The organism is Methylobacterium sp. WL103 (assembly GCF_008039885.1).
Classification (GTDB): Bacteria; Pseudomonadota; Alphaproteobacteria; order Rhizobiales; family Beijerinckiaceae; genus Methylobacterium; species Methylobacterium cerastii.
On record NZ_VRUX01000037.1, the window covers coordinates 1 to 17,916 of the forward strand.

At 68.4% G+C, this 17,916-nt stretch carries 17 protein-coding genes; 12 read left to right on the forward strand and 5 right to left on the reverse strand.

The features are described from left to right. Positions 1–548, forward strand: a 548-nt coding sequence (locus FV222_RS04640; RefSeq protein WP_147813204.1) for a gamma carbonic anhydrase family protein, incomplete at its 5' end; no start/stop codon positions are given. Between the two features lie 316 nt (positions 549–864). Here FV222_RS04640 and FV222_RS04645 read toward each other — a convergent pair. Together FV222_RS04645 and FV222_RS04650 are read right to left on the reverse strand one after the other, a co-directional pair. Next, a complete protein-coding gene (locus FV222_RS04645) occupies positions 865–1,791 on the reverse strand; it encodes an amino acid ABC transporter substrate-binding protein (protein WP_147761408.1) in 927 nt (308 codons plus the stop codon). Between the two features lie 47 nt (positions 1,792–1,838). After that, positions 1,839–3,116, reverse strand: coding sequence for a dicarboxylate/amino acid:cation symporter (locus FV222_RS04650; protein ID WP_147752780.1), 1,278 nt, complete (start codon positions 3,114–3,116; stop codon positions 1,839–1,841). A 326-nt stretch (positions 3,117–3,442) separates the two neighbouring features. Here FV222_RS04650 and FV222_RS04655 point away from each other — a divergent pair, with 326 nt between their 5' ends. The 10 genes from FV222_RS04655 to FV222_RS04700 all read left to right on the forward strand — a co-directional run bounded on the left by FV222_RS04655 (position 3,443) and on the right by FV222_RS04700 (position 12,814). Further along, the gene (locus FV222_RS04655; protein WP_147752781.1) at positions 3,443–4,360 is read left to right on the forward strand and encodes a branched-chain amino acid ABC transporter permease LivH; all 918 of its coding nucleotides are present in this window, start codon (positions 3,443–3,445) and stop codon (positions 4,358–4,360) included. Continuing rightward, positions 4,360–5,748 carry a high-affinity branched-chain amino acid ABC transporter permease LivM gene (livM, locus tag FV222_RS04660; protein ID WP_147761407.1) on the forward strand — a complete coding sequence of 463 codons (1,389 nt, stop codon included), beginning with the start codon at positions 4,360–4,362 and terminating at the stop codon, positions 5,746–5,748. Before FV222_RS04655 ends, livM begins: the two co-directional genes overlap by 1 nt. Further along, positions 5,748–6,626 carry an ABC transporter ATP-binding protein gene (locus FV222_RS04665; protein ID WP_147761406.1) on the forward strand — a complete coding sequence of 293 codons (879 nt, stop codon included), beginning with the start codon at positions 5,748–5,750 and terminating at the stop codon, positions 6,624–6,626. The genes livM and FV222_RS04665 overlap by 1 nt, the downstream gene beginning before the upstream one ends. Next, complete coding sequence (locus tag FV222_RS04670) at positions 6,623–7,429, forward strand: ABC transporter ATP-binding protein (protein WP_147761405.1); 807 nt, start codon at positions 6,623–6,625, stop codon at positions 7,427–7,429. The genes FV222_RS04665 and FV222_RS04670 overlap by 4 nt, the downstream gene beginning before the upstream one ends. Positions 7,430–7,433: 4 nt before the next feature. Continuing rightward, positions 7,434–7,799, forward strand: a complete 366-nt coding sequence (locus FV222_RS04675) for a DUF6867 family protein (RefSeq protein ID WP_147752785.1) — start codon at positions 7,434–7,436, stop codon at positions 7,797–7,799. 88 nt (positions 7,800–7,887) lie between these two features. Next, complete coding sequence (locus FV222_RS04680) at positions 7,888–9,009, forward strand: branched-chain amino acid ABC transporter substrate-binding protein (protein WP_147752786.1); 1,122 nt, start codon at positions 7,888–7,890, stop codon at positions 9,007–9,009. Positions 9,010–9,504: 495 nt separating this feature from the next. Beyond that, positions 9,505–10,401, forward strand: a complete 897-nt coding sequence (locus FV222_RS04685; RefSeq protein WP_147752795.1) for an amino acid ABC transporter substrate-binding protein — start codon at positions 9,505–9,507, stop codon at positions 10,399–10,401. A gap of 82 nt (positions 10,402–10,483) precedes the next feature. Beyond that, positions 10,484–11,206: an amino acid ABC transporter permease gene (locus FV222_RS04690; protein WP_147752787.1), complete on the forward strand. Its 723-nt coding sequence runs from the start codon at positions 10,484–10,486 to the stop codon at positions 11,204–11,206. Further along, the gene (locus tag FV222_RS04695) at positions 11,206–11,898 is read left to right on the forward strand and encodes an ABC transporter permease subunit (protein WP_147813206.1); all 693 of its coding nucleotides are present in this window, start codon (positions 11,206–11,208) and stop codon (positions 11,896–11,898) included. Before FV222_RS04690 ends, FV222_RS04695 begins: the two co-directional genes overlap by 1 nt. 187 nt (positions 11,899–12,085) lie before the next feature. Then, positions 12,086–12,814, forward strand: coding sequence for an amino acid ABC transporter ATP-binding protein (locus tag FV222_RS04700; protein WP_147752796.1), 729 nt, complete (start codon positions 12,086–12,088; stop codon positions 12,812–12,814). Between the two features lie 51 nt (positions 12,815–12,865). On the opposite strand, the gene FV222_RS04705 is transcribed toward FV222_RS04700, so the two are convergent. The 3 genes from FV222_RS04705 to FV222_RS04715 all read right to left on the reverse strand — a co-directional run bounded on the left by FV222_RS04705 (position 12,866) and on the right by FV222_RS04715 (position 17,097). Next, positions 12,866–13,984, reverse strand: coding sequence for an alkene reductase (locus tag FV222_RS04705; protein WP_147813208.1), 1,119 nt, complete (start codon positions 13,982–13,984; stop codon positions 12,866–12,868). Positions 13,985–14,098: 114 nt separating this feature from the next. Continuing rightward, the gene (locus FV222_RS04710; protein WP_147752790.1) at positions 14,099–14,740 is read right to left on the reverse strand and encodes a GNAT family N-acetyltransferase; all 642 of its coding nucleotides are present in this window, start codon (positions 14,738–14,740) and stop codon (positions 14,099–14,101) included. Further along, complete coding sequence (locus FV222_RS04715; RefSeq protein WP_147752791.1) at positions 14,740–17,097, reverse strand: Orn/Lys/Arg decarboxylase N-terminal domain-containing protein; 2,358 nt, start codon at positions 17,095–17,097, stop codon at positions 14,740–14,742. The genes FV222_RS04710 and FV222_RS04715 overlap by 1 nt, the downstream gene beginning before the upstream one ends. 306 nt (positions 17,098–17,403) lie before the next feature. Between FV222_RS04715 and FV222_RS04720 the strand changes: the two genes are divergently transcribed. Next, the coding region (locus tag FV222_RS04720; protein ID WP_147813210.1) for a DUF1007 family protein at positions 17,404–17,916 on the forward strand (513 nt) is incomplete at its 3' end.

Here is a 17,916-nt window from a genome sequence, read left to right on the forward strand (position 1 = left end):
CCGAGCGCCTGCGCGAGGCCGCGGGCGACCCGGCGCCCGTCGCGGCCGGCGATCCGCCGGAGGTGGAGGACACGGTCTACGTCGCCAGCACGGCCCGCGTCCGCGGACGCGTCAGCCTCGGTGCCGGATCGAGCGTGCTGTTCTCCTGCGACCTCCACGCCGAGGTCGGGCCGATCCTCGTCGGCGCCGACACCAACATCCAGGACAACACCGTGATCCGCACCCGCGGGGAGGGCGTCGTCATCGGCCGCGACACCACCATCGGCCACAACGTCCGCATCGGCGACAGCCGCATCGGCGCCCGCTCGCTGATCGGCATCGGCGCCTCGGTCGCCCCAGGCACGGTCATCGCCGACGACGTCATGCTGGCGGCAGGGAGTACCACCGATCCCGGCCAGCTCCTCGAAGGCGGCTACCTCTGGGGCGGCCGCCCGGCCCGCATCCTCGCCCCGCTGGACGCCGAGAAGCGCGCGATGATGGTCCGGATCGTCGAGGGCTATTGCGAGCACGGACGGGAATACCGGAAGGCCGAAGCCGGCCGGGGGTAAGCGCGGGGCGCGCACGAACCCCGCCGCGGCCACCGATTGCCCGGCTTCGGTGCTGTCCAAGGTGCGCGCATCCCCTCGCCCCGCCTGCGGGGAGAGGGCTTTGCCGACCTCGTCGTCGGCGAAGCGAGGCCGCAGCCGAGGGTGAGGGGGCTTCGACGGGGAAGCCTCATCCGGCACCTTCCCCTCACCGCCGCGTCGGCTCCGCCTCCGCTTCCTGCAGGCGCGACGCGGTGCCTGCAGGCCTCTCCCCGCCCGCGGGGAGAGGGGGCGTCTCTTCCTTCAGATCAAGCCTGCGTCAATCCGCGAACGCCCTACCTCAATCCTCCAGCCCGATCAGCTGGAAGCTGGTGTGGAGGTCGTTCGACATCGGCACGTTGAGGCGCTCGCCGTTCGGCAGGCGCTTGAGGAACCAGCGCTCGTAGGTCCAGCGCAGCTCGCGGCTCTCGGCGAGGCGGCTGAAGGTGGCGGCGACCGCGCCGGCCATCTCCGGGTCGTCCTTGCGGAACATGATGCCGTAGGGCTCGAACGAGAGCTTGTCCGGCAGCACCGTGTACTTGGCGCCGTCGGTCCCGTCGTTGGCGATCAGGCCGTAGAGCAGGATTTCGTCGGTGGCGAAGGCGTCGGCCCGGCCGTCCTTGACCATGGCGTAGGATTCCGCGTGGTCCTTTCCGGTCAGGATCTCGGCCTGCAGCTTGAGCTTGGCCAGGATATCGCGCACGGCGCGCTCGTTGGTGGTGCCGGCCGTGACGACGACCTTCTTGCCGCCCAGCTCGCGATAGGACGCGATCGCCGAGGCCCGCGGCACCAGAAGCTTCGTCGCGCTGATGAACGTCACCGGCGAGAACGCCGCCGTGCGGCGGCGTTCGGCGTTGGCGGTGGTCGAGCCGCATTCGAGGTCGACCCTTCCCTCGGACACCGCCGCGAACCGCGTCTCGGAGGTCACCGGCTCGTAGCGGACCTTCAGGTCGGTGCGCCCGGTCTCGCGGCCGATCTCGTCGACGATCTCGCCGCAGAGGTCGATCGCGTAGCCGATCGGGCGCGGGCTGCCGTCGGCCCGCTTGCCCTCGACGAAGGAGAACGGGACCGAGCTGGTGCGGTAGCCGATCACCACCTCGCCCTTGGCGGCGATGGTCTTGAGCGAGCCGGTGAGCACGTCGACCGCCCCCGCCGGCCCGGGCGTCGCGATGAGCCCGACCGCTATCAGCCCCGCCGCCAACGCCGCGATCACCTTGCCTGACGCCATCGCGATACTCCTGGATACGGCAGGCAAAGCCCGGTCGGGACGGAGGCCTACTCGGCGGCGGCCACGGCGCCGACATGGTCGAGCCGCTGGTCGCTCGTGGTCAGCTGGCCCTCCCATTTCGCGACGGCGACGGTGGCGATGCTGTTGCCGAGCACGTTGGTCGCCGAGCGGCCCATGTCGAGGAACTGGTCGATGCCGATGATCAGCAGCAGCCCGGCCTCCGGGATGTTGAACTGCGTCAGCGTCGCCGAGATCACGACGAGCGAGGCGCGCGGCACGCCGGCCATGCCCTTCGATGTCACCATCAGCAGGAACAGCATCGTGAGCTGCTGCCCCCAGGTGAGCGGGATGTTGTACGCCTGCGCGATGAACATCACGGCGAAGGTGCAGTACATCATCGAGCCGTCGAGGTTGAACGAGTAGCCCATCGGCAGCACGAACGAGGTGATGCGGTTGGGCACGCCGAACTGCTCGAGGTTCGTGAGCATCTTCGGGTAGGCCGCCTCGCTCGATGCGGTCGAGAAGGCGAGCACGAACGGCTCCTTGATCAGGTTGAACAGCCGTTTGATCCCGGCTCCCCCGAGCATTAGGAAGCCGACGCCCATCAGCAGGCCCCAGAGCACGCCGAGGCCGATGTAGAACTCGACCAGGAACTTGCCGTAGGTGACGAGCACGCCGATGCCCTGCGTGGTGATCGTCGCCGCGATCGCCGCGAACACCGCGACGGGCGCGAACAGCATCACGTAGCCGGTGACCTTGAGCATCACGTCGGCCACGCCCTCGATGCCCTTGGCCAGGAAGTGGCCCTTCTCGCCGAGCGCCGCGAGCGCCACGCCGAAGAAGATCGAGAACACGACGATCTGCAGGATTTCGTTGTTGGCCATCGCCTCGACCGCGCTCTTGGGCACGAGGTGGGTGACGAACTCCTTCAGCGACAGCGAGGCGGCCTTCAGACCGGTGCCGGCGCCGACGTCGGGCAGCGGCAGGTTCAGGTTGTGGCCGGGCTGCATGATGTTGACGAGGACGAGGCCCAGCATCAGCGAGCAGAACGAGGCGCCGACGAACCACAGCAGCGCCTTGCCGCCGACGCGACCGACCGAGGCCGTATCCCCGAGATGCGCGATGCCGACGACGAGCGTCGAGAACACCAGTGGCGCGATGATCATCTTGATCAGCCGCAGGAAGATGTCGCTGATCAGCGCGATGTAGCCGGCGATCTCCTTGGAGGTCTGCGGATCGGGCCAGGTGATGCTACAGAGATAGCCGACCGCGATGCCCAGTAGCATGCCCACGAAGATCATGGTCGTCAGCCGCGAACCTGTCATCGGGAACTCCTGGGCGAATGCGAGCCGGCGCACGACTGTCCGTTAAGAGAATGTGAAGCAGGAAGCGCGCCATGCGCAAGCGGCTGCGCAGCTTTAATCCCGTCGTTTCAGACCTTTTGTTTTTTGCCGGGATCGGATGATCCGGCGTGGCATTCTCGTCGCGCCGCGGGCTATGCTTGGCCGCGGTCCCGCTGAAACTGCAGTCGCCGCGCCTTGTGGCCGCCGAGCCACAGGTGCGGTACGGGACTTGCCATGAATACGGGACTTGCCATGAATGCGGGACTTGCCCTCAAGGCACGGCGCGCAGACGGAGAGACGGGCACACGATGGATGTCTTCGTACAGCAGTTGATCAACGGGCTGACGCTCGGGTCGATCTACGGCCTGATCGCGATCGGATACACGATGGTGTTCGGCATCATCGGCATGGTCAACTTCGCCCACGGCGACGTCTTCATGGTCTCAAGCTTCATCGCCTTGATCGGCTTCCTGATCCTCACCACCTGGCTCGGCGTCTCGTCGATCGCGCTGGCCTTCCTGATCGTGCTCGTGGTCTCGATGGTGCTCACCGCGCTCTGGGGCTGGGCGATCGAGCGGGTGGCCTATCGTCCCCTGCGCGGCTCCTTCCGGCTGGCGCCGCTGATCTCGGCGATCGGCGTCTCGATCTTCCTCTCGAACTTCGTCCAGGTGGCGCAGGGCGCGCGCAACAAGCCGCTTCCGCCGATGCTGTCGGGCGGGATCACCCTGTTCGAGACCGACGGCTTCCAGGTGTTCCTGTCCTACAAGCAGTGCCTGATCATGGCGGTGACCGCGGTGCTGCTCACCGGCTTCTGGTACCTCGTCCAGCGCACGCCCTTCGGCCGGGCGCAGCGCGCCTGCGAGCAGGACCGCAAGATGGCCGCGCTGCTCGGCATCGACGTCGACCGCACGATCTCGCTCACCTTCGTGCTCGGCGCCGCGCTCGCCGCCGTCGCCGGCGTCCTGTACCTGATGTATTACGGCGTGGTCTCGTTCTCGGACGGCTTCGTGCCGGGGGTGAAGGCGTTCACCGCGGCGGTTCTGGGCGGCATCGGCTCGCTGCCGGGCGCGGTGCTCGGCGGCCTGATCATCGGCCTGATCGAGACGTTCTGGTCGGCCTACTTCTCGATCGAGTACAAGGACGTCGCCGCCTTCTCGATCCTCGCCGTGGTGCTCATCTTCATGCCGTCGGGGATCCTCGGCCGCGCCGAGGTCGAGAAGGTTTGATGGCCGCCGCCACACGCGGGGCCGTCGGCCTCCCCGGCATCCTCAAGGACGCCGCCTTCTACGCGCTCGGCACCTTCGCGCTGTGCGTGCCGGTGGTCGCCTTCCGGACCGATGCCGGCCCGACCGGCGGCCTCGAGCTGACGCCGCGCTGGGGCCTCGTCCTCGCGCTCTGCGCCGCGATCTTCCTGGCCCGCCTCGCGCAGCGCCTGATCCTGATGCGCCGCGACGCCCGCCGGGCGCTCACCCCGGCGCGTTCGCAGGCAACGGAGGCGGTCGGCGCCACCCCGAATGCCGGGCAGCGCGTCTCGATGCTGGCGCTGTGGCTGTTCATCGGCATCGCGCTGACGCTCCCCGTCGTCGCGGCGCTCGCCAGCGGCAGCCTCGGGGAGGGGCGCTACTGGATCGACCTCGGCATCCTGATCCTCACCTACGTGATGCTCGGCTGGGGCCTCAACATCGTCGTCGGCCTCGCGGGCCTGCTCGACCTCGGCTACGTCGCGTTCTACGCGGTCGGCGCCTATTCCTACGCACTCCTGTCCACAACCTTCGGCCTGTCGTTCTGGGTCTGCCTTCCGCTCGCCGGCCTGTTCGCCGCCCTGTGGGGCATGCTGCTCGGCTTTCCCGTGCTGCGGTTGCGCGGCGACTACCTCGCCATCGTCACGCTGGCCTTCGGCGAGATCATCCGCCTCGTGCTGATCAACTGGGTCGACGTCACCGGCGGCGGCGCCGGCATCTCGTCGATCCCGCGCGCGACCTTCTTCGGCATCCCCTTCACCGCGGGCGAGGACGGGTTCGCGGCCCGCTTCGGGCTGACCTTCGACTCGATGCACCGGGTCGTGTTCCTGTACTACCTGATCCTGGCGCTCGCCCTGATCACCAACGTCGTGACGCTGCGGCTGCGACGGCTGCCGATCGGCCGCGCCTGGGAGGCGTTGCGCGAGGACGAGATCGCCTGCCGCTCCCTCGGCATCAACACCACCACGACGAAGCTCACGGCCTTCGCCCTCGGGGCGGCCTTCGGCGGGTTCGCCGGCTCGTTCTTCGCCGTGCGCCAGGGCTTCATCAGCCCCGAGAGCTTCAACTTCCTCGAGAGCGCGATCATCCTGGCGATCGTGGTGCTCGGCGGCATGGGCAGCCAGGTCGGCGTCGCGATCGCGGCGGTGGCCATGGTCGGCGGCCCCGAGATGCTGCGCAACCTCGGGTTCCTGAAGGCGGTGTTCGGCCAAGGCTTCGATCCGAACGAGTACCGCCTGCTGCTGTTCGGCCTCGCCATGGTGGCGATGATGGTCTGGCGCCCGCGCGGGCTGATCTCGGAGCGAACGCCCTCGGTGGCGCTCGGCGAGCGCCGCGCGATCTCGGGCGCCCACGTCAGCGAGGGCCACGGTTGATGACGCGGCCTTCCCCCGACGCCGAGGCGGTGCTCACCGTCGACCACCTCACCATGCGCTTCGGCGGGCTCGTCGCCGTCGGCGACCTGTCCTTCAAGGCCCGGCGCGGCGACATCACCGCGCTGATCGGCCCGAACGGCGCCGGCAAGACCACGGTCTTCAACTGCATCACCGGCTTCTACAAGCCGACCGAGGGCAAGCTGACGCTGGCCCACGCCGACGGATCGAAGCACCTGCTCGAACGTCTGCCGAACCATGCCGTCAACCGGATCGGCCGGGTGGCGCGCACCTTCCAGAACATCCGCCTGTTCCAGGGCATGACGGTGCTGGAGAACCTTCTCGTCGCCCAGCACGCCCCGCTGATGCGGGCGTCCGGCATGACCGTGCTCGGACTCCTCGGCCTCCCGGTCTACCGCCGGGCGGAGGCCGCGGCGATCGAGCGGGCCAAGGACTGGCTCGGCCGCATCGACCTGATCGACCGGGCCGACGACCCGGCCGGCGACCTGCCCTACGGCGCCCAGCGCCGCCTGGAGATCGCCCGGGCGATGTGCACCGAGCCGGTTCTGCTCTGCCTCGACGAGCCCGCCGCCGGCCTGAACCCGCGCGAATCGGGCGAGCTCAACGCGCTGCTGCGCCACATCCGCGACGCGCACGACACCTCGGTGCTGCTGATCGAGCACGACATGTCGGTGGTGATGGAGATCTCCGACCACGTCGTGGTGCTCGATTATGGCGTGAAGATCGCCGACGGCACGCCCGGCGAAGTCCGCGCCGACCCGCGGGTGATCGCCGCCTATCTCGGCGTCGAGGACGAGGAGGTCGAGGCCGTCGAGGCCGAGGTCGGCCTCACCGTGACCCATCTGGAGGTCGAGGCTTGAGCGTCGCCGGCATCAACGTCCTCGTCGAGGAGACCCGGGCGCTCGCCGCCGAGAAGGCCGGGGTCCGCAAGACCCTGCTCTCGGTGCGCGGGGTCTCGACCTATTACGGCAGCGTCGCGGCTCTGCGCGGCGTCGACCTCGACGTCACCGAGGGCGAGATCGTCACGCTGATCGGCGCCAACGGCGCCGGCAAGTCGACCCTGATGATGACGATCTTCGGGGCGCCGCAGGCCCGCGAGGGCACGATCACCTACGACGGGCGCGAAATCACCCGCCTGCCGACCCACGAGATCGCCCGCCTCGCGATCGCGCAGTCGCCGGAGGGCCGCCGGGTCTTCCCGCGCATGAGCGTGCACGAGAACCTGCAGATGGGTGCCGCGCTCCACAACGGGCAGTACTTCGCGCAGGACCTCGAGCGCGTCTGCGCCCTGTTCCCGCGGCTGAAGGAGCGCCTGACCCAGCGCGCCGGCACCATGTCGGGCGGCGAGCAGCAGATGCTGGCCATCGCCCGCGCCCTGATGAGCCGCCCGCGCCTGCTGCTGCTCGACGAGCCCTCGCTCGGGCTCGCGCCGCTGGTGGTGAAGGGCATCTTCGATGCGGTGCGCGACCTCAACCGGCGCGACGGCATGACGATCTTCCTCGTCGAGCAGAACGCCTACCATGCGCTCAAGCTGGCGCATCGCGGCTACGTGCTGGTCAACGGCCGCATCACCATGAGCGGCACCGGGCGGGCGCTGCTCGCCGACCCCGCGATCAAGGCCGCCTACCTCGAAGGCGGGCACGGCGCCCCGGTGGAGGCCTGACGCGATGCAGGGTGTGATCTACGAGGAAGAATCGATCGCGCTGTTCCTCCTCGTCACCGTGGCGATGGGCGGCTGGGCCGGGTGGATGGCCGCCCGGGGCCTCGCCAAGGCGTGGCGGCCGCTCTGGCAGATCGTGCCGGCGCTCCTCGCGGTGGCGGCGGCGGTGCGCTTCATCCACTTCGCGCTATTCGGTGGGACGCTTCTGTCACTGCACTACTATGCGGTCGACGCCGTCGTCGTCATGATCGTCGGGCTGGCGGGCTACCGCTGGACCCGGACGCGGCAGATGACGACCCAGTATCGCTGGCTCTACGAGCGGACCTCGCCCCTGACCTGGCGGAGCCGTGCGCCGGCGGCCGGCGAACCTTGATCGCGACCGCGGCGAGGCGCGTGCCGAGCGCACGATTCTTGCCCTTGGCCCGCGGTCCGAATTCAGATCACAACCAAGGGGATTTGCGATGAGAGCGATACTTCTGGCCGGCCTCGGTCTCGGTGCCATGCTCGCGGCGGCGCAAGGCGCAGAGATCAAGCTCGGCATCGCCGCGCCGATCACCGGCAACAGCGCGGCGATCGGGACGCAGCTCAAGAACGGCGCGACCCAGGCGGTCGAGGACCTGAACAAGTCCGGCGCGGTGAAGGGCACCACCTTCTCTGTCCTCGTCGGCGACGACGCGTCCGACCCCAAGCAGGGCGTCTCGGTCGCCAACAAGTTCGCCTCGGACGGCGTGAAGATGGTCGTCGGCGACTACAATTCCGGCGTGTCGATCCCGGCCTCCGACGTCTACCAGGACGCCGGCATCATCCAGGTGACCCCGGCCTCGACGGCGGTGAAGTTCACCGAGCGCGGCCTCTGGAACGTGTTCCGCACCTGCGGCCGCGACGACCAGCAGGGCGCGGTGGCGGGCGCCTACCTCGCAACGAACTTCAAGGGCAAGAAGATCGCCTTCGTCCACGACAAGACCCCCTACGGCAAGGGCCTGGCCGACGAGACACTGAAGGCGCTGAAGGCCAACGGCGGCAAGGACGCGATCTACGAGGGCATCAACCCGGGCGAGAAGGACTATTCGGCCCTCGTCTCGAAGCTGAAATCCAACAAGATCGACGTGGTGTATTTCGGCGGCTACTACACCGAAGCCGGTTTGATCCTGCGCCAGATGAGCGACCAGGGCTTGAAGGCGCCGCTGATGGGCGGCGACGGCCTCGTCGACAAGGAGCTGGTGGCGATCGCCGGCCCGGCGGCGGAAGGCACCCTGACCACGTTCCCGCCGGACGCGCGCAAGAACCCCAACGCCAAGGACGCGCTCGCCGGCTTCAAGGCCAAGGGCATCGATCCCGAGGGCTACACCCTCTACTCCTACGCCGCGGTCCAGGTGCTCGCCAAGGCGATGCAGGAGACCGGCTCGACCGACGGCAAGAAGCTGGCGGAGTGGCTGCACATGGGCAAGCCGGTCGACACCGTCGTCGGCCCGATCGCCTACGACAAGAAGGGCGACATCACGAAGCCCGACTACGTGATGTACCAGTGGAAGAAGAACGCGGCCGGCAACATCGACTACGCCGGCAACGAAGTCACCAAGTAGCGCTCGTCGCTCCGAAGACCGAGCCGTCCCGTGCCCTGCGGGGCGGCTCGTTCGTCTCCGTTCCGCGAGACAGATTGGCGGCTTTCCAGGCATAATCGCCGCCGAGCCGCGAAATCCCGGTGCGTCCGCCCGGGAATCGTGCACATTGCATCCCGCATGGGCGAAAACGCCCGGCTCCGACGTTCGGATCGACAACCGGGTGGACCCTGTGAACGCCGACGCGCCACGGCCTCGATCCGTGCGGGCAGACCGCACCCGGCCGGAGACGGCCCGGTTCCGGGTCATGAGTGCGTTTACTGCTTCGGTTCCGATGCGCGGCGCAGTTGTCCCCAGCCCATCGGCCAAGCTCGCTTCGCCGAGCCTCGTTCCGGCACCATCATTGCAGAGGCCCGGCCAGCGCCGGCCGCCCTCTGTGCGTCCGCCACACGCCGCACTGTCCGTGCGGCTCGTCACGGGAGTTTCGTCTTGACGCAATCCAACCTCGACCGCCGCGGGATCGTCGCTGGCCTCGCGCTCGGCGCGGCGCTGTTCGCAGCCGGCGCCCAGGCCCAGGAACTGACCGGCACGCTGAAGAAGGTGAAGGAGACCAACGCCCTCACCATCGGCTACCGCGATTCCTCGGTGCCGTTCTCCTACCTCGACGGCGACCAGAAGCCGGTCGGCTACGCGATGGACATCTGCCTGAAGATCGCCGAGGCGGTGAAGAAGGAGCTCAAGCTTCCGGGCATGGAGGTGAAGCTCAACCCGGTCACCTCCGCGACCCGCATCCCGCTGATCGCCAACGGCACGATCGACCTCGAGTGCGGCTCGACCACGAACAACGCCGACCGCCAGAAGCAGGCTTCGTTCACCAACACCCACTTCCTGACGGCGACCCGCTACGTCTCGAAGAAGGACGCCAAGCTGCACACGATCGACGACCTCAAGGGCAAGACCGTGGTCTCGACCTCGGGCACGACGAACATCAAGCAGATCAACGAGGCCAACACGGCCAAGAGCATGGGCCTGACCATCTTGCCCGCCAAGGACCACGCCGAGGCGTTCCTGATGGTCGAGACCGGCCGCGCCGTGGCCTTCGTGATGGACGACGTGCTGCTCGCCTCGCTGATGGCCGGCTCGAAGACCCCCGACGCCTACGAGATCTCGACGGAAGCCCTGTCGAAGCCCGAGCCCTACGGCATCATGCTGCGCAAGGACGACGCGCCGTTCAAGGCCGTGGCCGACGCTGCGACCAAGGCGCTGTACGAGAGCCCCGAGGGCAAGGCGCTCTACACCAAGTGGTTCGAGAAGCCGATCCCGCCGCGCAACATCAACCTGAAGCTCCCGATGAGCGACGCGATGGTGAAGCAGTTCAAGAGCCCGAGCGACAGCGCCGACCCGGCCGCCTACTGAGCCGGGCCGAGCGGATCCCGGGGGGCGCCCTTCGGGATCCGCGACGCGGATCGATCGAACGAGAAACGGTGAAGCGCGGGCGATGAACTACAACTGGAACTGGGGCATCTTCTTCGAACCATCCCCCGAAGGCACCGGCACCTATGCCGACATGCTGCTCTCGGGCCTGGTCTGGACGATCGCGACCGCGCTCTCATCCTGGGTCATCGCCTTCTTCCTCGGATCGCTCGTGGGCGTGATGCGCACGCTGCCGTCGAAGGCCGCGAACGCGGTCGGCACGGCCTATGTCGAGCTGTTCCGCAACATCCCGCTGCTGGTGCAGATGTTCCTCTGGTACTTCGTGCTGCCGGAGGTGCTGCCGCAATCCTGGGGCAACGCCCTCAAGCAGCTGCCGAACGCGCCGTTCTACACCGGCGTCGTCTGCCTCGGGTTCTTCACCGCCTCGCGCGTCGCCGAGCAGGTGCGCGCCGGCATCCAGTCGCTGCCGCGGGGCCAGGGCCTCGCCGGCACGGCGATGGGCTTCACGGTCTACCAGACCTATCGCTACGTGCTGCTGCCGAACGCCTACCGGGTCATCCTGCCGCCGATGACCTCGGAGTTTTTGAACAACCTCAAGAACACCTCCGTCGCGCTGACGATCGGCCTGCTCGAGCTCACCGCCCGGGCGCGCTCGATGCAGGAATTCTCGTTCCAGGTGTTCGAGGCCTTCACGGCCGCCACGATCCTCTACGTCCTCATCAACCTCTTCGTCATCGTGCTCGCGTCCCTCCTGGAACGCAGCGTGGCGGTTCCCGGGCAGCGCTGATGTTCTCGAACTTCGATTTCGGCGTCGTCTTCGGATCGCTGCCCTACCTTTTCGGGACGGGCATGGTGTTCACCGTGACCCTGACGGCGCTCGCCGCCGGCATGGGCGTGGTGCTCGGCACCCTGCTCGCCATGGCGCGGCTTTCGGGCGTGCCCGGTCTCAAACACATGGCCAAGGTCTACGTCGAGCTGATGCGCTCGCTGCCGCTCGTGCTGGTGATCTTCTGGTTCTACTTCCTGGTGCCGTATATCGGCGCCTACCTCACCGGCGCCTCGCGGCCGATCCAGGTCGGCGCGTTCTCGTCGGCGCTGATCACCTTCACGCTGTTCGAGGCGGCCTACTTTTCCGAGATCATGCGCGCCGGCATCCAGTCGATCCCCAAGGGGCAGACCGGGGCGGCCTACGCGCTCGGCATGACCTACGCCCAGACGATGATCACCGTCGTGCTGCCGCAGGCCTTCCGCAACATGCTGCCGCTGCTGCTGACGCAGACGATCGTGCTCTTCCAGGACACCTCGCTGGTCTACGTGCTGTCGCTGACCGACTTCCTCGGCGCAGCCTCGAAGGTGGCCCAGCGCGACGGGCGCCTCGTCGAGATGTACCTGTTCGCGGCGGTCGTCTACTTCGCCGTCTGCTTCTCGGCCTCGTTCCTGGTGCGCCGGCTCCAGCGCCGCGTCGCCATCATCCGCTGATCGCCGTTTCACGTGATCGCCGTTTCCAAGTGATCGCTGTTTGAAGGACCGCGCCATGACCTCGACGCCGATGCCGGCCCCGACCGCCACGACGCCCGTCGCCCCCGGTTCGGTCGCGCCATCCGACTCCGGCCTGCAGTCCGGACCGCTGACGAGTCCGCCGCCGCGCATCGCCACCGGCACGCCGATGATCGCCATCGACAACGTCAGCAAGTGGTACGGCGACTTCCAGGTGCTGACGAACTGCACCACCCAGGTCGCCAAGGGCGAGGTCGTCGTTGTCTGCGGACCGTCGGGCTCCGGCAAGTCGACCCTGATCAAGTGCGTCAACGCCCTGGAGCCGATCCAGAAGGGCCAGATCACGGTCAACGACACCAAGGTCGTCGACAAGGCCACTGACCTGCCGAAGCTCCGCTCGCGGGTCGGCATGGTGTTCCAGCACTTCGAGCTGTTCCCGCACCTTTCGATCACCGAGAATCTCACGGTCGCCCAGCGCAAGGTGCTGAAGCGCCCGGCCGAGGAGGCGAAGAAGAAGGGCATGGACCTGCTCGCCCGCGTCGGGCTGTCGGCCCACGCCGACAAGTATCCCGGCCAGCTTTCCGGCGGCCAGCAGCAGCGCGTGGCGATCGCCCGGGCGCTCGCCATGAACCCGGTGGTGATGCTGTTCGACGAGCCGACCTCGGCGCTCGACCCGGAAATGGTCGGCGAGGTGCTCGACGTGATGGTCGAACTCGCCAAGGAGGGCATGACGATGATGGTCGTGACCCACGAGATGGGCTTCGCCCGCAAGGTCGCCGACCGGGTGATCTTCATGGATCGCGGCGAGATCGTCGAGGACGCCCGGAAGGAGGACTTCTTCGGCCAGCCCCGCAGCGAGCGCGCGCAGCAGTTCCTGTCGAAGATCCTGCAGCACTGACCGTTTGGTTCGGCGAGCCCGGCGCGACATCCACGCACCGGGCTTGGAGGCTCAGCGCTCGATCTGCACCGGGCCGTCCATGCCCGGCCAGTCCGAGTATCCGTTGGCGCCGCCGCCGTACCAGTAGGGTTTGGGCGCCTCCGCGAGCGGCGCGCCCGAGGCCAGCCGCGCGACGAGGTCGGGGTTGGCGATGTAGGGCCGGCCGAAGCTGAACAGGTCGGCGTGGCCTTCGGCCAGCTCCTTCTCGGCCAGATCCAGGGTGTACTGGTTGTTGCCGACATAGGCGCCCGAGAAGCGCTTGCGCAGGTCGAGGAAGTCGACGCCGTCCGGCACGTCGCGCGTCTGCTGCGTCACGCCCTCGATCGTGTGGATGTAGAGCAGGCCGAAATCGGACAGCGCGTTGACATAGGCGCCGAAGGTGGCATGCGGGTCGCTGTCCAACGGCGTCTTGCCGGGCTCGGTGGTCGCGGGCGACAGGCGGATGCCGACGCGGTTTCCCCCACCCCAGACCTCGGTGACGGCCTTCACCACGGCCAGCGGGAAGCGCAACCGGTTCTCGATGGAGCCGCCGTATTGGTCGGTGCGCGTGTTGGTGGAATCGCGGACGAACTGTTCCAGCAGGTAGTTGTTCGCCGAGTGGATCTCGACGCCGTCGAAGCCGGCGCGCTTGGCGTTCTCCGCCGCGCGGCGATAATCCCCGACGATCCCGGGGATCTCGTCCGTCTCGAGGGCGCGCGGCGTCACGTGCGCCTTCATGCCATCCTCGGTGAAGGCGGTGCCCTTCGGCTTGATCGCGGACGCCGAGACCGGCAAGCCGCCGTCCGGCTGAAGGTCTGGGTGTGAGATCCGGCCGGTATGCCAGAGCTGCAGGAAGATGCGGCCGTCGTTGGCATGCACCGTCGCGACGATCCTGCGCCAGGCCTCGACCTGCGCATCGGACCAGATGCCCGGGGTGTAGGCGTAGCCCACGGCCTGCGGCGAGATGTTCGTCGCCTCCGAGATGATCAGCCCGGCGTTGGCGCGCTGGCCGTAATAGTCGGCCGCGAAGTCCGGCGGCACCCCGGCGACGGAGGACCGGCTCCGCGTCAGCGGCGCCATGACGACCCGGTTCTTCAGCGTGAGGTCGCCGAGGGTGAAGGGCTGCAGCACGGGGCTGTCGGAGCGGGACATGCGAATCCTTGGCGGTGAATGTCGAGCGGCGCCATCACCAACGCCGGCGCCTCGATGCCGGAACAACGTTCCGCCCGCCGTGGAGTTCGCCGCAGCGCACCAACCCCTGGGCGGCTACTTCCCCGTCCAGTCGTGCCCCGCCACCAGCGCCTCCACCGGCTTCTGCCAGGTCGAGGGCTGGTCGTCGGAGCCGGAGCCGAGGGCGCATTGCACCATGACGCTGTCGCTCCAGCGGCCGTACTTGTAGCCGACCGCCGGCAGGTGGCCGACGCGGACGAATCCGCAAGCCTCGTGCAGGCGCAGCGACGCCGCGTTCTCCGAATCGATGTAGCCGATCATCTGCCGGTAGCCGCCCGCGGCGCAGGCCTCGATCAGCGCCGGCAGCAGGCGCCGGCCGATGCCGGCATGCAGATGCTCGGGATGCACGTAGATCGAGTGCTTCAGGGTGTAGCGGTAGGCCGGCCGCTTGCGGAACGGCACCGCGTAGGCGTAGCCCGCGACTTGCCCGTTCCGGTCGGCGACGAGGTGGGGCAGGCGCTTCTTGCGCATGGTCTTGCGCCGCCGCCGCAGGTCGTCCGGCAGCAGCCGGTCCTCCTCGAAGTCGCCGACGTCGCCGACGCCGCGGCGGATGTGGTGCTCGTAGATTGCCACCATCGCCGCGAGGTCGCCGTCCGATGAGGGGCGGATGACGATGTCGGCGCAGGGCGCGGCCGGCTCTGGCGTCGCGAGGGCGCCCGGCGCCGCGGCGTCCTCCATCAGCGCGCCTCGCGCATGACGTAGGTGTGGAAGCGGATCTGCCCGTCCGGCTCGACCTGCCGGTAGACGCCCTGGATCTCGGCCTCGAAGCCGGGGAACAGGTTGGCGGAGCGCTCGAACATCTTGAAGTAGTCCAGCATCGGCTTGGCCCGCTCATCGATCCGCTCGCCGGGCAGCACCGTGCCGATCCCGGGCGGGTAGACTAGAAGCAAGGTCGTCGCCACACGGCCCTCGGCCTCCGCGATCGGCACGAAGTCGACGTTGTTTCGCGTCAACATCTGGGCCGCGGCCTTGGGCGCCATCACCATCTCGGGCAGGTGCTGCGGCTGGAACTGCTTGCGCTGCAGCGCCGAGGTGCCGTGCTCGCGGTGGAAGGCGTGGAAGTCGGCGCAGAGGTCGCGCAGGCGGATGCCGCGGTAGCGGTTCGGCCGCCGCCGCACGAACTCAGGCATCGCGTCCTCCAGCAGCACGTTGTCGTCGTGCAGGCGCTTGAAGGCGACGAGCCCCGAGATCAGCGTGCCGGCCTTGGACGATTCGACGCCGGGCGTCAGCAGGAAGAGCAGCGAGTTGAGGTCGTTCTTCTCGGCGACGATCCGGTTCTCACGCAGGTACTGCGCGACGATCGGCGCCGGCACGCCGTGGGCGGCGTATTCCCCAGTCGCCCGGTCGAAGCCCGGCGTCAGCACCGTGAGCTTGTTCGGGTCGGTCATGGCGTAGCCGGGCGAGGTCTCGGGCCCGACATGGGTGAAGCCGTGCCAGCGCGCGCCGGGACGCAGCTCCCAGTGCTTCGGGTCCGAGGCGAGCACGTCCGTCGTCAGGCTCTCCCACGGCACGTCGACGCCGTCGGGGCCGGGCGTCACGTCGGGGACGAAGGGGTCGAAGAACCAGCGCCGGCTCGGATCGCCCTCCTTCTCCTCGAACTCGCGGCGGATGGCGCGGACCTTCTTGCGCCACTCGATCCCCAGGCGGATCGTGTCGTCCCACAGGATCATGCCGGACCGGCCCTTCATCATCTGCGCGCCGACGTCGAGCGAGGCGAAGATCGGGTAGAACGGCGAGGTCGAGGCGTGGACGAGGAAGCTCTCGTTGAGGCGGCGATGCTCGACGCGTCGGGTCTGGCCGCGGATATGACCGTCCTTGGTGTGGATCTGCGAGGCCTGGCTGAAGCTCGCGAGCTGCTTGTGGGTCGATTGCGTGGCGATGATGCCGGGGGAGGTCTCGTCGAGCCCCTTCAGCCCCATGGCGAACCGGCCCACGAAGAGCGGATGGAACTTCATGAAGCCGGCCCAGGCCTCGTCGAACAGGATGTAGTCGCACAGGTGGCCGATCTTCTCGACGACGCCCTGCGCGTCGAGGATCGTGCCGTCGTAGGTGCACTGCTCGATCACCGCGACGCGGAACGGGCGCTCGCGGCGCCAGGCCTCCTTGTCCTCCACCAGCGGGTTGCGGCGGATTTTTTCGCGAATGGCCTGCTCGTCCAAGGCCTCGTGGTAGATCGGGCCGATCAGGCCGTAGGCGTTGCGGTCGGTCTCGAGGAAGATCGGGATGCCGCCGGCGAGCATCAGCGCGCCGTGGTGGGCCGCCTTGTGGTTGTTGCGGTCGAACAGCACGAGGTCGCCCTCGGCCACCAGCGAGCCCAGCACCACCTTGTTCGAGGCCGAGGTGCCGTTGAGGACGAAGTAGGTCTTCTCCGCCCCGAAGATCTGGGCGGCCTCCTTCTGCGCCCTCAACGCCGGACCCTCGTGGGTCAGCAGGTCGCCGAGGTCGAGGACCGAGTTGTCCAAGTCGTCGCGGAAGATCGCCTCGCCGAGATGCTCGACGAAGATCCGCCCGATCGGCGAGCGGTTGTAGAAGATGCCGCCGTTGTGGCCCGGGCAGGTCCAGAGCTGGTTGCCCTTCTCGGCGTAGTCGACGAGCGCGCCGAAGAACGGCGTCTTCAGGGTCTCGGCATACTGCGTCACGCGGGAGACGAGGCCGCGGGCGATGAACTCGGGCGTCTCCTCGGCGAGGAAGATGTAGCCGTCGATGAAGTCGAGCAACTCGACCGGGATGTCTTCCAGGCGCTTGCGGCGCACGAGGATGACGATCGGCATCTCCAGCCCGCGCCGGCGCATCATGTCGATCAGCGACGCCGCCTTGCCGTCGAGGCCGCGCTTGCCCCAGTCGACGACCATGCAGCCGATCGCGGCGTCGGTCTGGACGGCGATCGCCGCGTCCTCGACGCGACGCGCGCGGATCACCTCGAAGCCGCGGCCCTCGACCGCCGTGACGATCTGCGCGACGCGGACGCCTTCGAGGTCGTCCGGATCGAAGGCCGGCGCGCACATCAGCACGGTGAATCGGCGGTGGAAGTCCATGGCGTGCCTCTGGCGTAGCGGGTCGGCGCCTGCCTGCGACGCCGTCGTGACGGTTGGATGACGGTCGCGCCGAATGGCGCGGGACCCGGCGGGCGCGGGCGGCCGACATCTGGTTCGCCCGGGTAATACGATCGCGTCGCCAAGGCCATGACGACGATGCCGCCGGGCGCCCGGCCGACATCGGATTCGGCGTCGCCTCCCGCGGGACTTCCCCGTTGCGGTTCGCCTCGCTTTCGCCCCAGCGGATGCCGACAAGACATGCGCTTAACGGATCCTTCACCTCAGCGCCGCGAGCGTCCGACCCGCATGAAGCCGAATCTCGCGATCCTTCGTCCTGCCCTCGCCGCCGCGCTGCTGGCGCTCGCGACCCTGCCCGCCGCGGCCCATCCGCACGTCTGGGTGACGGCAAAGGCCGAGATCGCCTACGCCGACGGCAAGGTCGTCGCCGTGCGCAACGTCTGGACGTTCGACGCCGCCTACACGGCCTTCGTCACGCAGGGGCTGGACGCGAACAAGGACGGCAAGCTCACGCCGGACGAGCTGCAGACCCTCGCCACCGAGAACACCGGCAACCTCGCCGAATTCGGCTACTTCACCAAGCTGAAGGTCGGCGGCAAGGAACAGGCCTTCGCCGACCCGGTCGAGCCGCGGATGGCGATGGAGGGCGACAGCCTCACCCTGAGCTTCCGCCTGCCGCTGAAGACGCCGCCGTCGCAGGGGCGCGGCGTGCTGGCGCTCGAAGTCTACGACCCGACCTACTTCGTCTTCTTCGGCCTGTCGGAGGCGCCCGACGCGGCGACGCTCGTCGGCGCGCCCGCC

Coding starts and splice junctions, on each gene's coding strand:
- FV222_RS04645 (WP_147761408.1), bottom strand. CDS start 1,791: ATGGCGTCAGGCAAGGTGATCGCGGCGTTGGCGGCGGGGCTGATAGCG.
- FV222_RS04650 (WP_147752780.1), bottom strand. CDS start 3,116: ATGACAGGTTCGCGGCTGACGACCATGATCTTCGTGGGCATGCTACTG.
- FV222_RS04655 (WP_147752781.1), top strand. CDS start 3,443: ATGGATGTCTTCGTACAGCAGTTGATCAACGGGCTGACGCTCGGGTCG.
- livM (WP_147761407.1), top strand. CDS start 4,360: ATGGCCGCCGCCACACGCGGGGCCGTCGGCCTCCCCGGCATCCTCAAG.
- FV222_RS04665 (WP_147761406.1), top strand. CDS start 5,748: ATGACGCGGCCTTCCCCCGACGCCGAGGCGGTGCTCACCGTCGACCAC.
- FV222_RS04675 (WP_147752785.1), top strand. CDS start 7,434: ATGCAGGGTGTGATCTACGAGGAAGAATCGATCGCGCTGTTCCTCCTC.
- FV222_RS04680 (WP_147752786.1), top strand. CDS start 7,888: ATGAGAGCGATACTTCTGGCCGGCCTCGGTCTCGGTGCCATGCTCGCG.
- FV222_RS04690 (WP_147752787.1), top strand. CDS start 10,484: ATGAACTACAACTGGAACTGGGGCATCTTCTTCGAACCATCCCCCGAA.
- FV222_RS04695 (WP_147813206.1), top strand. CDS start 11,206: ATGTTCTCGAACTTCGATTTCGGCGTCGTCTTCGGATCGCTGCCCTAC.
- FV222_RS04700 (WP_147752796.1), top strand. CDS start 12,086: ATGATCGCCATCGACAACGTCAGCAAGTGGTACGGCGACTTCCAGGTG.
- FV222_RS04705 (WP_147813208.1), bottom strand. CDS start 13,984: ATGTCCCGCTCCGACAGCCCCGTGCTGCAGCCCTTCACCCTCGGCGAC.
- FV222_RS04710 (WP_147752790.1), bottom strand. CDS start 14,740: ATGGAGGACGCCGCGGCGCCGGGCGCCCTCGCGACGCCAGAGCCGGCC.
- FV222_RS04715 (WP_147752791.1), bottom strand. CDS start 17,097: ATGGACTTCCACCGCCGATTCACCGTGCTGATGTGCGCGCCGGCCTTC.